This window comes from Congregibacter sp. (assembly GCF_965660375.1).
Lineage (GTDB): Bacteria > Pseudomonadota > Gammaproteobacteria > Pseudomonadales > Halieaceae > Congregibacter.
Genome location: NZ_CBFHZO010000118.1, coordinates 131,631 through 146,632 on the forward strand (window position 1 = coordinate 131,631; position 15,002 = coordinate 146,632).

The 15,002-nt window shown below is 57.3% G+C and carries 8 protein-coding genes; 6 read left to right on the forward strand and 2 right to left on the reverse strand.

Going from position 1 to position 15,002, the window contains the following annotated elements:
* The 4 genes from ACTG3T_RS12245 to ACTG3T_RS12260 are packed head-to-tail and all read left to right on the forward strand — an operon-like array spanning window position 1 to window position 6,627.
* Entirely contained in the window at window positions 1-1,890 is a 1,890-nt protein-coding gene (locus ACTG3T_RS12245) for a hydantoinase B/oxoprolinase family protein (RefSeq protein WP_439102557.1), read from the forward strand.
* 3 nt (window positions 1,891-1,893) lie between these two features.
* Window positions 1,894-2,493, forward strand: coding sequence for an isochorismatase family protein (locus ACTG3T_RS12250; protein ID WP_439102558.1), 600 nt, complete (start codon window positions 1,894-1,896; stop codon window positions 2,491-2,493).
* Window positions 2,490-4,094: a sigma 54-interacting transcriptional regulator gene (locus tag ACTG3T_RS12255; protein WP_439102559.1), complete on the forward strand. Its 1,605-nt coding sequence runs from the start codon at window positions 2,490-2,492 to the stop codon at window positions 4,092-4,094. The genes ACTG3T_RS12250 and ACTG3T_RS12255 overlap by 4 nt, the downstream gene beginning before the upstream one ends.
* A 19-nt stretch (window positions 4,095-4,113) precedes the next feature.
* Window positions 4,114-6,627: a TonB-dependent receptor gene (locus ACTG3T_RS12260; RefSeq protein ID WP_439102560.1), complete on the forward strand. Its 2,514-nt coding sequence runs from the start codon at window positions 4,114-4,116 to the stop codon at window positions 6,625-6,627.
* 73 nt (window positions 6,628-6,700) lie between these two features.
* On the opposite strand, the gene ACTG3T_RS12265 is transcribed toward ACTG3T_RS12260, so the two are convergent.
* Window positions 6,701-9,127: a sensor domain-containing protein gene (locus ACTG3T_RS12265; protein ID WP_439102561.1), complete on the reverse strand. Its 2,427-nt coding sequence runs from the start codon at window positions 9,125-9,127 to the stop codon at window positions 6,701-6,703.
* 253 nt (window positions 9,128-9,380) lie between these two features.
* On the opposite strand from ACTG3T_RS12265, the gene ACTG3T_RS12270 reads away from it, so the two are divergent.
* Window positions 9,381-10,547 (forward strand): DUF4124 domain-containing protein, encoded by a 1,167-nt coding sequence (locus tag ACTG3T_RS12270; RefSeq protein ID WP_439102562.1) that lies wholly within the window; start codon window positions 9,381-9,383, stop codon window positions 10,545-10,547.
* 163 nt (window positions 10,548-10,710) lie between these two features.
* Here the strand turns inward: ACTG3T_RS12270 and gcvP are convergent, their stop codons facing one another.
* Window positions 10,711-13,614 carry an aminomethyl-transferring glycine dehydrogenase gene (gene gcvP / locus ACTG3T_RS12275; RefSeq protein ID WP_439102563.1) on the reverse strand — a complete coding sequence of 968 codons (2,904 nt, stop codon included), beginning with the start codon at window positions 13,612-13,614 and terminating at the stop codon, window positions 10,711-10,713.
* Between the two features lie 161 nt (window positions 13,615-13,775).
* Here gcvP and ACTG3T_RS12280 point away from each other — a divergent pair, with 161 nt between their 5' ends.
* Complete coding sequence (locus tag ACTG3T_RS12280; RefSeq protein ID WP_439102564.1) at window positions 13,776-14,999, forward strand: serine hydrolase domain-containing protein; 1,224 nt, start codon at window positions 13,776-13,778, stop codon at window positions 14,997-14,999.
* The last annotated feature ends 3 nt before the right edge of the window (window positions 15,000-15,002 follow it).

Here is a 15,002-nt window from a genome sequence, read left to right on the forward strand (position 1 = left end):
ATGCCCGCGACAATTAAAGAGAGTAACAGCGCCGCGCTTCAGAGCGTCGAGGTCGATGGCGTCACTGTCGATATTATTGAAAACGCCCTGCGCAACGCCCGCGAAGAAATGGACGCGGTATTGTTTCGAACCGCCATGTCACCGGGTATTCGCGAGCAGGGCGATTGCTTCCCCATGATCGCCAACCGGGAAGGCAAAATGGTGGTGGGGCAGTTTGGATCTTTCATTGGCCCCTTCCTGGAAGCCTATGACGCCGAGATCGAGGAAGGGGACATTATTCTTACCAATGATCCCTACATGTGTAATGCTGCGGTATCGCATCTACCGGACTGGGTAGTGCTGGTACCGGTCTTCAAGGGCGGGCGTCACATCGCCTGGTCCGCCATGTTCGGTCATATGTCAGACAATGGTGGCATGGTGCCGGGTTCCATCCCCATCGAGGCCACCACCATTTATCAGGAAGGTATCCGCATACCGCCGACCAAGTTGTATAAGCGGGGAGAGCTCCAAACGGATCTTCTGGAACTGATCCTGCACAACGTGCGCACGCCCCAGTGGAATCGCTTCGATCTCAATGCCCTGGTGGCGGCCTGCAACACCGCAGCCAAACGCTGTGTGGAACTGGCAGAACGATTTGGCGACGATATTCTCTCGTCCACTATGGATGTGATGCTTGATCGTAACCATGCCGCGATGAAGCACATCATTGAAATGTTTATCCCGGAAGAACCCCGGGAGTTTGAGGATTATCTCTGTGATGACGGTATGGGCATGGGGCCCTATCGCATCAAGTGCCGCATGTGGCGCGAGGGGTCTACCGCGATTTTTGATTTTGATGGTACGGATCCCCAGGCCCAAAGCTCGGTGAATTTTTTCCTCAACGAAGACATGTTCAAGATGTTCTTCGGGTCCTTCACTATTAACGTCGTGGACCCCCAGATCGTGTTCAACGATGGGTTCTACGATCTGGTGGATGTGCGCATTCCCGAGGGCACGCTCCTCAAGCCCAGGTTTCCCGCGGCGCTGTCCGGACGAACGCACGCTCTAGGCCGCATCTTTGATCTTCTGGGCGCATTGCTGGGGATGGGCGCGCCGGAGCAGATGCTCAACGCGGCTGGCTTTTCTGACTCACCCCACCTGTTTTACTCGGGCTATGATCATCGCCCGGGCAAGGACGGCGAATGGTTTCAGCTGTTCCAGATTGGCTTTGGTGGTATCCCCGGCCGTCCCGTCGGTGACGGCCCCGATGGTCACTCCCTGTGGCCGGGCTTTACCAATGTACCCAATGAATTCATCGAGTCTTACTTCCCCCTGCGTATTGAACGTTACGAGACTATTCGGGACTCCGGGGGCGCGGGCTTACACCGCGGCGGCAACGGGCTCTCCGTCGCCTATCGTTTTCTGGCCGACGGCGAGATCGGTATCCACGATGAGCGCTGGTTGACCCACCCCTGGGGAGTGCTCGGCGGCGATACAGGGCAGCGCTCCACCAAGCGTCTGGTGCGTGTGGATGGGAGCGAACAGTGGCTTCCTGCCAAGGTCGAGGGCATCAAGGTGAAAGCGGGTGACTTGCTTTACTTCAACACCTGGGGTGGCGGTGGCTGGGGTGATCCCTTCGCCCGGGATCCGGAGCTGGTGCGCGCCGATGTTGCGCGGCGCCTGGTCAGTGTTGAAGGCGCCAGGCGCTACGGCGTGGTGATCGCGGCCGACGGCAGTGTAGATAGCGATGCCACAGAAGCGCTTCGCAGAGAGCTTCGGGCCGCACGCAGTGATGAGCAGCCGCTTTTCAACCGCGGCGGCACCATTGAGGAAATCAAGGCCCGCTGCGAGGAGGAGACTCATCTGCCGCCGCCCATTGCGCCGCAGTTTCCTTCGGACTCCCACGCCTGATTCATGGCTGATCTCGCCCGTCAATCGCAGCCCCTGGGAGCGCGTCCGGCATTGCTGTTGATCGATATGATCAACGCATTCACGGATGCTGCCAGCCCTTTGGGTTCAGAAAGCGATGCGGTGGTGCAGGCCTGTGCAAAGCTCCAGGAGTCCTTTCGGGAACGGCGGTTGCCTGTGTGTTTCACCACCGTGGCGTATTCAGATGATGCGCAGGCCGCGGTCTTTCGCGCGCGCTTGCCGACGCTGAACATGCTGGTCGAGGGCAGTGCTGCATCGACAGTGGACGAGCGGCTGCGCCCCCAGGGGTCGGAGCCGGTTTTTGCGAAGCACCACGCCAGTGCCTTCTTTGGTACCGGGTTGGACGAATGGCTGAAGGATCAATCCGTCGACTCACTGGTGGTCGTGGGACTGACCACTAGCGGCTGCGTCCGCGCCTCGGTTGTTGATGGGCTGCAACACGACTTCGTGGTCTGGGTGCCCCGGGAGGCGGTAGGTGACCGCAACAGCGAAGCCCACGCCGCAAATCTTCATGACATGCACGCCAAGTATGCTGAGGTGGTTTCGGTCGCTGATGTGGTCAATGCACTCAAAGGCCCATCATGAGTAACAAAGCCCGCATCCTCCTTATCGGTTACCGCAAATTCAGTGAGCTTATTAATGCCGTGCTTCCTGATTATCAGGATGAGGCGGAGATTATCATTGTAGAGTCGGTGGCCTCGGGCAGCGTGGATTATCACGCTCTGGTGAAAGAGCACAACCCGGATGTGGTGGCCAGTGCGGGCTCCAATGCGGCATTTTTGCAAAACTCACTCAAGCTGCCGGTTATCGCCCAGCCCGTCACCGATACTGATGTCGTGGATGCCGTCGCCCGGGCTCGGCGCATCGGCGAACGTGTCCACGTGTTTACCTATGCCGCTAAAGCGGAATCCGAGGGACGCCTCTTCAGTGCGCTGCCCTCCCTGCTGGGAGAGAGCTTGCAACACGAGAGCTACACAACGACCGACGAGGCATCAGAAAAGCTGCTGGCCATGGTCTCGGCGGGGAACACCGACGTCGTTGTGGGGCCCAGCTATATTTGCGAATTGGCCAGCCGTCGCGGCTTGCCGGCGGTACTGATTTATAGTCGGGAGTCGGCACGAGCGATGCTGGATGAGGCGCTGCAACAGGCACGAGCGCGCTCCGTGGAGAGAGAGTCCGTCGGTTCTCCCGGGCGCTTTGTGATCGACTCGCCGCAGATGTCCCGTGTTGCCGAGCTGGCGCGCACCTACGCCCGAGGGAGTGCGGCGGTGTTGCTTCAGGGAGAGAGTGGCACGGGTAAGGAGCATATCGCCCGGGAAATCCATCAGGCCTCGGATTACCGTGATGGCGCGTTGGTGGCCATCAACTGCGGAAGTATTCCCAACGAACTGTTTGAAAGCGAACTCTTTGGCTACGTTGATGGCGCCTTTACCAGCTCCCGGCGCGGCGGACGCGTCGGCCTTGTGGAGCAGGCTAACGGCGGCGTGCTGTATCTGGATGAGGTGGGAGAAATGCCTCTTTCCCAGCAGGTCAAACTGCTGCGGGTGCTGCAGGAGCACAGCGTGCGTCCCGTGGGAGGGACCCGGGAACTGCCGCTGGATTTTAAGGTGATAGCGGCCACCAACAGCGATTTGCAGGAGGCCGTTGAGGCCGGGCAGTTTCGAGATGATCTTTACTACCGTCTCAACGTATTTACCTTACGACTTCCTCCCCTGCGCGAGCGGCCCGAGGATGTGTCTGCCATTGCCGCGCATTATCTAATGGAGTACGCGCGACAATACGCGGTAGAGCTTGATATCCCGGCGCTCATGGCGAAGCTTAAAACTCCGTTCAAGCACTACCGATGGCCGGGTAACGTTCGTGAGCTGCAAAATTTCGCAGAGCGCCTTGCGGTGAATGCAGCCCACAACACTGCCATAGACGAGCTCAGCCTCGATGAATTGCTTCCGGAGCTGTCTCAGCCCCAGCCGGGAGAGGCTATGCCCGCGGGATTGCTTAAGGAGCAGGAATGTCGGGCTATCGCTGACGCCATGCGACGCCGGGGCGGTGACAAAACGGCGGTCAGTAAAGAGTTAGGTATCAGTCCTACCACCTTGTGGCGACGCCTCAAGGAAATGGACTGGAGCGAAGGTATTGACGCCGATGGCGTCGGCAATAAAAAAGGCAAATATTACTCACGAGGGTAGGAGAACAGCAATGCAAAGCATGAAGAAACCGCTAGTGCAGGCTCTGGCAGCGACACTGTTGCTACCAGCGACGCAATGGGTGATGGCGCAGGGTAATAACCTGTCCATTGAAGAGGTTGTGGTGACCGCGCGGAAACGTTCTGAGAACCTTCAGGAAGTGCCCATTGCGATTTCTGCTATCGATGAGGACACGATACAGCGGGCGGGTATTCAACGCGCCGGTGATTATGTCGGGCTGGTGCCCAACGTGACCCTCGTGGATTCAGCCAACGTGGGTGATACCCAGTTGAGCATTCGCGGCATCATTTCAACGCGTGATGCCGAATCGACCTTTGCCTATGTGGTGGACGGCGTACTCAGCACAAACCCCAACAGTTTTAACGAAGAGCTCTTTGATGTACAGCAGATTGAAGTGCTCAAAGGTCCCCAGGGCGCGCTCTATGGTCGCAACGCGGTTGCCGGCGCCATCCTGGTAACCACCAAAGAGCCCACCAACGAATTTGAAGCGCGGGTGGGTGGCACCGTTGGTAATGTCGGTACCGTGCGGGCAAATGCCATGTTCAGCGGCCCCATCGTAGAGGACAAGTTGCTCGGTCGTATTGCCATCAGCACCAGCGAAACCGACGGGTTCTACGAGAACATATTCACCAATCAGGACGATGTGGTGGATTACCTGGAAGACACCAGTGTCCGCGGCCGTCTCAAGTGGAACGTGACGGATAACCTGAGTCTGGACTTCCGCGGTGGTTACTCTGATGTCTCAGCGGGGGCTATTAACTTCAATGCGGGTTTCGCCATACCTGCCTTCGTAGAGGCTTTTGGTGCGCCTAACTACAACCAGGATGTTAACGATGTTGATTTCCGTTTTGTCTTTAACACGCCCGGTGAGAACGAGCAGACCACTACCGACTTTGCCGTCAAGCTCGATTGGGCCCTCGATTTTGCAGACCTGGTGGCCAATGTCGCTTACAGCGACCTCGAGGAATCGTTGCTTTCTGACGGAACCGCCGCCACGTTCTATGGCTACGAGCTGACACCCTCCTGTCAGGCCGGTCGGGGAGAACTGAACAGTTCTACCCGCCCCGATCTTTTCGGCGAGCCTTTCAATCCCTTTGGTGTACTGCCGCCCGGCGCCGACTTCCTGGGCGTCTACGGTCCCTACAATCCCCTTACCTGCGATGGCTATCAATACCAGGAGCGGAACCAGGAAGACATCAGCATCGATGCCCGCCTGGTGGGACCTGAGGATGATGCTATTCGCTGGATTGCCGGTGTGTACTACGCGGATATCGATCGGGAATCGCTGGTGGGCTACGGAGCAGATCAGGGACAGGGCTTCCTCAAGCAGCCCTACGTCGATCCTACCGGGCCGAACCCTACGGACCTCCTGTTTTGGGATGAATTCAACACTGAGGTTTATGCTATTTATGGTCAGCTGGAGTTTGATCTCTCTGACACCATGGAGCTGGCCTTTGCCCTGCGCTACGACCGGGAAGAGCGGGAAGTCAGTAACAAGGTGCCCAACGTTCTCAACTCCGGTCTGAACGTTAACCTTCTTGACCCTGCAACCGGTGCGCCCCTGCCGATCAACCCTGCCTTTGGCAACAACCCCAACGGCATACCGGATCGTGCCCGGGACTTCAGCCAGTTTCAGCCCAAAGCGACCTGGAACTGGGCTGCTAGCGATGCGGTGAATGTTTACGCTAGCTATGGTCTGGGATTCCGCAGTGGTGGTTTTAATGCCATCGGTACCGAGGACCTTCTCAATTTCTGGTTTAACGCCGGCTTTGGCGGCCCGGGTGAGGTGGTGGATGCTCAGCTTCAGGTTACCGATGATTACGACAAGGAAGTCTCCACGGCCTTCGAAGTGGGCTTCAAGTCCGAGTGGATGGATAGACGTCTTCGTTTGAATGCTGCTGCATTCCGCACCGATGTCGAGGACAATCAGTTCTTCGAGTTCTACGCAGGTCCCTTCGGTATTCTGCGAACGGTAACGACCATCGATGATCTGTATATTCAGGGCATCGAGGCAGACTTCACCTTTGTGGCCACCGAATACCTCACCGTTTATGGCGGTGTTGGCTTCATGGACTCGGAGATCGAGAAGAACGAGCACCGTCCCCTGTCTGAGGGCAATGATGTGCCCCAGGCGCCGGAGACCACGGGAAATCTGGGTGCCGAGCTGAGCTTCCCCGTGGGCGGCAATATGCAACTGGTGAGCCGTGTCGACTGGCAATACACCGGAGAGATGTGGTTCCACACGCTCCAGGGTGAAGAAACGCCGACGATCTGGAACGCCTTCTTCGGTCCCGGGTTCAACCAGAACTTCTCCAAGTCCTCCCGCGATGCCTTCAGCACCGTGGACTTGCGGGTAGGACTTGAGGGTGATAACTGGGCGGTGACCGCGTGGGGTCGTAACATTACCGACGAGGAATATCTGCAGGAAGTCATTCCTACGCCAGAGTTCGGGGGCAGCTTTTTGCATCCCTCGGCCCTGCGAAGCTACGGGGTAGACTTCCGCTACAGCTTCTAGCTGCAGCTGTAGTGATTCAACAGTGATAAGGCGCCTGCGGGCGCCTTTTTTTTGCGGGGTGTTTTCCGCCTGACTAGTTGTCGCCTTCTTTGTGGGCGCGGAGCAACACCTCAACACGCGGGCCATACATGGGCATGCCGTATAGATAGCCCTGAAATTGCTTGCAGCCAAGGCTTTGCAGAACACGCGCCTGTTCCTCATGTTCGATACCTTCGGCAATGACTGGTAGGCCCATGGCCTCGCCCAGAGCGAGAACAGCGCCGGCAATGCTGCGATCGCTGTCGTCGCTGGTGATGTGATCCACGAAGGATTTGTCCAGCTTGAGTCGATCAATGGGCATGCGCTTGAGGTAGGAGAGAGAGGAATAGCCCGTGCCGAAGTCGTCGATGGCAAACATCACGCCGAGGGCGCGCAATTTGTGCATGCTCTCAATGAGTCTCTCCGTGTCTCTTACCAATACGCTTTCGGTGAGCTCAAGCTCGAGTTTTTCCGGGGGGAACCCCGTGTCTGCGAGAACTTGATGAACCCGGTCCACAAAATCCTCTTCGCGAAACTGCGGCGCTGAGACGTTAACCGCCAGGTGACCGAACTGCAGTCCGTCGGCAATCCACTGGCTGCCTTGCTTGCAGGATTGCTCGAGCACCCAATGACCGATATCCCGGATAAGTCCTGTGCGTTCCGCCTGGGGAATAAACTGTGTGGGGGAGACAGTGCCAAGCGGGGGGTGATGCCAGCGCAGGAGTACTTCGAGACCCAGGAGCGACTGATCCTCCGTGTTGACCTGGGGCTGGAATGCGAGACGGAACTCCTTGCGAGCGATAGCTTCACGTAGCGCGGAGTCAATGAGCACATTCTGAAACGCCTGACGGGTGAGGTGCTCGGAGTAAAAGCGAAAGGTGTCCCGCCCCTGATCCTTGGCGTTGTACATGGCTGCATCGGCGTTACTCATGAGCGTTTCAGCGGTTTGCCCGTCATCGGGATAAATGCTGATACCTATGCTGGCGCTCACGGAGATGCTGCGACCTTCCAAAATCATGGGTTTGCGCAGGACACCTATAATTTTCTCGGCAATAGTAGTGGCGTCGTCGTAAGTTCTAATATCGTCCAGTACCATGAGGAATTCATCGCCGCCGATGCGCCCCACACTGTCGTCGTCCCGCAGCACATTCCGTAGGCGATCGGCGGTTGCCCGCAGAAGTCTGTCGCCCGCGAGGTGACCCAGGCTGTCATTGATGTTCTTGAATCCGTCGATGTCCAGGAAAAAAACCGCGAGACGGTCTGAGCGTCTCTGGGCTCTACGGACGCCGTGCTCCAGCCGTTCATTAATGAGGAAACGATTGGGGAGGTTGGTGAGCGGGTCGTAATGCGCCAGCTTCTGCAACTGTTCTTCCGTTTCCTTGAGCTGACTGATGTCTGTGAAAATCGCCATGTAGCCCCCGTCGGGTCCATCGATTTTGCTGATGGTGAGAAGCTCGGGGAAGACGGTGCCAGATTTTCGACGGTTCCATATCTCTCCTCGCCACACGCCGTCTTTTTGCATGGTCCGCCACATGTCCGCGTAAAAGTCTGCATCGTGGCGACCAGAACGAAGGAGGTTTGTCGATTGACCAATGGCTTCTTCACGGCTGTAACCGGTAATGCGAGAAAACGCGACATTAACGTCACGGATACGCCCGTCCGTATCAGAGATGAGGATGCCTTCTCCGCTGTTCTTGAACACCGCAGCCGCTTGGAACAGTCCGCGCCGGGCGGCGTGCTCCTGAGAAATATCCTGCCCTAGCGCACAGATAACGGATTCACGCTCTGCGGTAGCCGCGGACCAGGCGATAACGCGATAGCTGCCATCCTTGTGTCGCACGCGATTCTCAAAGTACAGGACGTTCATTCCCTTCGAGAGCTTGCCCATTTCCTTGAAGGTGACTTCCAGGTCCTGAGGGTGGACAAGATCAAGAATTTTTTTGGCTCTTAGCTCGGCTTCGGTGTAGCCCAGCACCAGCTGCCAGGCGCTGTTGGTCAGGCGTATCTCTCCGTCAATGGAGGCCACCAGATGCAGGCCATTCGGTTGTTGGAAAAAAGCGTCATAGTACTGCTCGGCGCTGCGCTGGGAGGTCACGTCAAGCAACACACCCGCGGCGTGGGTGACAGTAGCGTCAGCGGACGCGTAGCTCTGCCCAATGGCGCGGTACCAGCGAATGCCGCCGTCCTCCAATAGAGCACGAAAATCGACCTTGATGAGTCCCGGGGCGCTTACAAGCTCGCTCATTGCCGCCTGAAACTCGGCAGCGTCCTCATTGAGAATCTGTGTGATGATGGTGTCGATGCTGAGGGGTAACTCATCATCGCGCACCTGGAGCATCTCAATGCCATCGTCCGACAGCTGAAATGCCCCGCTGGTCGCATCCCAGCGCCAGGTGCCAATGCCGGCCTCCAGAAATACCGCCTCGCTCTGGGGCAATAGGTGCGTTGTGCTTACCACCGCTACCGCCTCGTCAGAATTCACACTGTCGAGTGTAGATGCCTTTTGAGGGGAGCGCCATTTGCGCGTATGACAGTTTTGTTACACGGGGCGCAGGGAGCGGGCCGTCCGCCGCCGAGGCTATTCGATCGTGGTTTCGTCCTTTATAGATGATGTTAAATTGCATTCAAAATCGACCCAGTGGGTCAATTTGTAATATTGATAATCGAACAAACCATCACGATCCCTATCGATATGATCTTCACATATTGCAGTAGCAGTCGGAGTCAAGACTAGTATGAAGCTGCGGCTCCTGAAGCTCCTCGTCCTTTACCTTACCTCAGCGTTCTTCATCGCGGTGACCACGGTGGGCCTAATCAACACTTACCTGGGGGTCGATAGCCCGCTGCGGCCGGTGGTCGATAGAGCTGTATCCCTACTGCCTCCATTGCCAGCGTTTATTGAACGAATGACGGAGAAGGGACTGAGCGATTTGGTTGATCGGAGTGGAATCCAGACCGTACAGAATGCCGTCGCTAAGGCTGGCCGAGGCGCATGGCACCAGCCAGCCGACGATATGAGCCTCCTCTGCGGAGCACCGGATGTATCCACGGTTCCAGTCTGGTCTGCCCGCACCACTTATACCTGGGTGGACGAGACCGGTGTTCGGAATTTTGGCGATGAGCCACCCTCCGAACTCACCGCTGATACGTTGGGTGTGGATGAGGGCAACCGTGACTTTGAGACTCAGGTGATCTGGGATGGCGTGACGCCCAATCGTGCGCTTGAGGGGCGATTACGCGGAGGCGCAATGCGCATCTACGAACAATGGGGTCAATGGATCGGCCGAGATCGTCTGGTGCGTAGCCAAGTGGCCCTGCGTATCACCGGTGATCGCAAACGCTTTCTTGACGCTTGGGGCGGTGATGCCAATGGACCAATGCCGTCAGGTTTTTATAGCCTTGCGCGAAACGAGGCCGTAGCATTTTATGATCCTCGCAAGATGAGCGAAGCCCGTTTGCTTGAAGTAATCTTTCACGAAGTTGCACACCTAATATCGACCTGGCAGGTCGGTGTACTACCGCCTTGGTACGGAGAAGGTCTGGCTGAATATTTTGAGTCTATGCAGGTGCAATGGCAGTCCGCGAAATTTCGAACGCGCAGTGAATGGAGTGAGCGTGCAGAGCGTAGTGGGGTCATGCCGCTTCCACAGCTCATTGCGCTTGATTCCAGGCGATGGTTTGCGGGTGACATCCAGTCGCGTTACCTGACTGCCGGTGCTCTCGTCGCATTTATGATGACTACGGATCCAGGGCGTGACGGGTTGATGGCACTGGCGCAGAGGGCCCAGAAAGCACGATGTGCACCAAGCAATGCAAAACAGCGCTGGTCGCCCGCCGGCTACCCCGGCGGGGTCCAAGGACTCGACAGCGCTCTTCGGCGCTGGCTTTACTACCCCGGTTGACTTGGGCCGTGCCGCAGGGTGCAGTTTATGTCGAAGGTCCTTCGAAGCGACCGGAGTTTACTCCCCATCTCCAAACACATGACGACTACAGAAGATGCGTTGAGAATTTTACAAATGGCTTTGTCGATCGGCGGTGCAAGTGACTAACTGGTTTTCCCTTTTACTAACTTGTTTTGTCTTTCACATCATCCCTGCTGCTTTCCCGGAAGCTGTCGATGGATGGGCAGGCGCAGAACAGATTGCGGTCGCCATAGACGTTGTCAATACGACTGACGGGCGGCCAGTATTTATCCTGCTGTAAGGAATCCATGGCGAAGGCGGCCTGTTGGCGGCTGTAACTATGGAGCCATTCTTCGGCGGTGAGGTCCCGAAGCGTGTGCGGAGCGTTTACCAGTGGGTTGTCTTCAAGAGACCAGCGGCCGTTTTCCACTTCGCGGATCTCCTCCCGAATCGTAATCAGGGCGTCACAGAAGCGATCGATTTCTGCGAGGGACTCCGACTCTGTGGGCTCGATCATCAGGGTGCCCGCCACGGGGAAGGACATGGTCGGCGCATGGAAGCCAAAATCCATAAGGCGCTTTGCGATGTCTTCTTCGCCGATACCGCTCCCTTCCTTGATGGGCCTGATATCAATAATGCACTCATGGGCCACGGTGCCGCTGCTACCGGTGTAGAGCACGGCGTAATGATCGCGCAGGCGATGGGCAATGTAGTTGGCCGACACGATGGCAACCTTGCTCGCATGGGTCAGACCGTAGGCACCCATGAGCGCAATATAAGCCCAGGATATCGGCAGGATGGATGCACTTCCATAAGGCGTAGCACAGACTACGTCGTTGTCGGCGGACAGGCCCGGCACGGGCATTACAGGGTTGGAGGGAAGGAAAGGTTGGAGATGAGCTCCTACGCCGATGGGCCCCATGCCCGGCCCGCCACCACCGTGGGGTATGCAGAAGGTTTTGTGCAGGTTCAAGTGTGAAACGTCAGCACCAAACTTACCGGGGGCGGCGAGCCCGACCAGGGCATTGAGATTGGCGCCGTCGACGTATACCTGTCCGCCATGCTCGTGAACGATGGTGCAGACTTCGACGATGCCCTCTTCAAATACGCCGTGGGTAGAGGGATAGGTGACCATGATCGCCGCCAATTCTGTGCTGTGCTTTTCTGCCTTTTGGCGCAGGTCAGCGATATCCACATTGCCCAGCGCATCGCACTCCACGATCACCACGCGCATGCCGGCAAGTACAGCGCTAGCCGGGTTTGTACCGTGGGCGGAGGAGGGTATCAGGCAGATATTGCGATCATGATCACCGCGGCTTTCGTGGTAGCGCTTGATCACCAGCAAACCCGCATATTCCCCCTGGGAGCCGGCGTTAGGTTGCAGCGACACTGCGTCATAACCAGTACACTCGGTGAGCATGCGCTCCAGATCGGTGAGTAATTGTCCATAGCCCTTGGCTTGATCAGCGGGGGCGAAGGGATGCATGGCCCCAAAGCCTTCCCAGGTGACTGGCAGCATTTCCGTCGTGGCATTGAGCTTCATAGTGCAGCTACCCAGAGCAATCATGGAGCGATTGAGGGCAATGTCCTTGCTCTCCAGGCGACGCATGTAGCGCAGCATCTCTGTTTCTGAGTGGTATTCGTTGAACAGGGGATGCTGGAGGTAATCCACATCCCGCTGTAAATCAGCGGGTATGCCGCTCTCGGTGCCGAGCGCGTCCACGTTTACTGACTCACCTGTAATGACGTCAATCAGCAGTGCGAGGTCCGCCCGGGTGGTGGTCTCGTCCAGGGAAATCCCCAGAGTGTCATCCTTGTCGCAACGGAGATTGACGTCGTTCGCTGCAGCACGGGCGAGGATGGCCTCTCGCTGGTCTTTGGGGTTGATGGTCAGGGTGTCGATGAAATGGCTGTTCTCAACAGAGATACCGCTTTCGCGCAGGGCGCTCGCAAGACCTGCAGTCAATAGTTGCACGCGTTCGGCAATGCGACGCAAACCTTCCGGACCGTGATACATGGCATAGAAGGCGGCCATCACCGCCAGCAGGGCCTGCGCGGTGCAAATGTTGCTCGTGGCCTTTTCCCGGCGTATGTGTTGCTCTCGGGTTTGCATGGCCATGCGCAGGGCCGGGCGGCCGTCGCGATCTACCGACACGCCGATAATGCGCCCGGGGGTGGAGCGCTTGTAGGCATCCCGCGTAGCAAAAAATGCAGCGTGAGGGCCTCCATAGCCCATGGGCACACCAAAGCGCTGGCTGTTGCCTACAACAACATCGGCTCCCAATTCTCCCGGTGCTTTGAGCAATAACAACGCTAGAAGATCACTGGCGACCACAACGAGGGTGTTTTTTGCGTGGGCGCTTTCGATCAATGCGCTGGGATCTCTCACCTGCCCACTGCTGCCCGGATACTGCACAAACAGTCCGAATGCGTCGCCCTCCTGCAATTCGGACTCTGCGTCGCCATGCACAATTTCTATACCCAGGGGTTCCGCTCTGGTTTTTAGTACCGCCAGGGTCTGCGGGTGACAATCGCTGTCCACGATAAAACGTGTGCTTTTGTTCTTTTTGTTTACCCGTTGAGTGAGCGTCATGGCCTCTGCGGCTGCGCTTGCCTCGTCCAGCATGGAGGCGTTGGCCAGCTCCATACCGGTGAGGTCCATGATGACCTGTTGGTAGCTGAGCAGTGCTTCCAGACGACCCTGGGATATTTCTGCCTGATAGGGTGTGTAAGCGGTGTACCAGCCTGGATTCTCGAGAACGTTTCTTTGAATGACCGCCGGCGTGTGCGTCCCGTAATAACCCATGCCGATAAAATTCTTGCAGAGGTGGTTTTTCTCCGCCATGGCTTTCAGTCGGGCAATAACATCTACCTCCCGCTGCGGGCCGTCCAGGTTCATGGCAGCGTTCAGGCGAATGTTCGTGGGGACCGTGGCATCGATGAGCGCGTCAACGCTGGCATAACCCACCGCCAGCGCCATTTCGCTTTGCTGCGCTTCGTTGGGGCCTATGTGCCGCGCGATGAATTCATCGTGACCTTCAAGATTTGTCAGGCGATCCATGCTCATATCGGGTTTCCGGAGTTGGGGGAGAAGCGTGGCAGAAAAGCTGGTCATTTTAGCAGCGTCGCCAACAGGGCAGCAATTCACGTGGCAGTTTTGTATATCTTATTACGAGGCTCCATTACACTTTCGGACTGCTGACAGGAGTGACTTTGGAGCAATAGCGGATGGATCTGGGGAACATTGATGCCGTAGCGGCGGGACTGTGTGAAAAGCGGCTGGCGCGTGTCGGCGAACATCTTGATCGTAGCTACGTTAAGCCAGGAAAGATTACTGGCTGTCTGACCGCGGTATTGCGGGGAGGGCAGCTCGCCTACCTACAGGGCCTGGGTGACCGTGACAGGGAGCGTCAGCTTCCCATGACCACAGACACGCTGTTCCGCATTTATTCCATGACCAAGCCCATTGTCTCGCTGGCGCTGATGACCCTGTGGGAGCGGGGGCTATTCACCCTCGATGATCCCGTCCATCGCTTTATCCCCGCCTGGAAAGACCTTCGGGTCCGTGAAGGGGGCGCCTGGCCCGAGTTTCAAACGCGGCAGGTCGATCGTCCCATGCGTATCCGCGATCTGCTGACCCATCAGTCAGGTCTTACCTATGATTTTATGCAGACCACGGAAATCGATCGCGCCTATCGAAAGATGAAGGTGGCATGGCCGAGCAAAAATTACACGCTGGATGACATGATCGAACAGCTGGCGACGCTGCCGCTGGAATTCTCCCCCGGGGAACGCTGGAACTATTCTGTTGCCACCGATGTGGTGGGTTTCCTCATTGAGCGCATCAGCGGACAAAGTCTGCCGGAGTATCTTCGCGCGGTGATTTTTGAACCCCTGGGAATGCGCGATACGGCCTTCAGTCCCCGGGAGGATCAATTGGACCGCTTCGCTTCCTGCTATACGCGAGATGCGCAAAAGCGCGTGGTGCTTCAGGACGATGCCCAGGCGTCCCGCTACATGGATAGAAGTTTTTATTCCGGAGGCGGCGGTTTGGTATCCACGGTTGAGGACTATCTGCGTTTCTGTCAGATGCTCCTTGGCGGCGGTGCGGCGAACGGTCAGCGAATCATTGGCCGCAAAACACTGGAGCTCATGGTGGCGAATCATTTGCCGGGCGGTGCCGACCTGGCCAGCGTTGCCATGGCAGGCTTTACCGAGACGGACCACGAGGGCGTTGGTTTCGGGTTGGGCTTTGCGTCCAAAGTTGACCCGGTAAAGAATGGTTATCCTGCCTCCCGGGGTAGTTACTACTGGGGGGGCATGGCCAGCACGCTCTTCTGGGTGGATCCCGCCGAAGAGCTTGCCGTGGTCTTCATGACGCAGCTCATACCTTCAAGTACCTTCAATTTTCGGGGGCAGCTGGAAGCCCTGGTATATGCGGCGCTGAACTAGGGA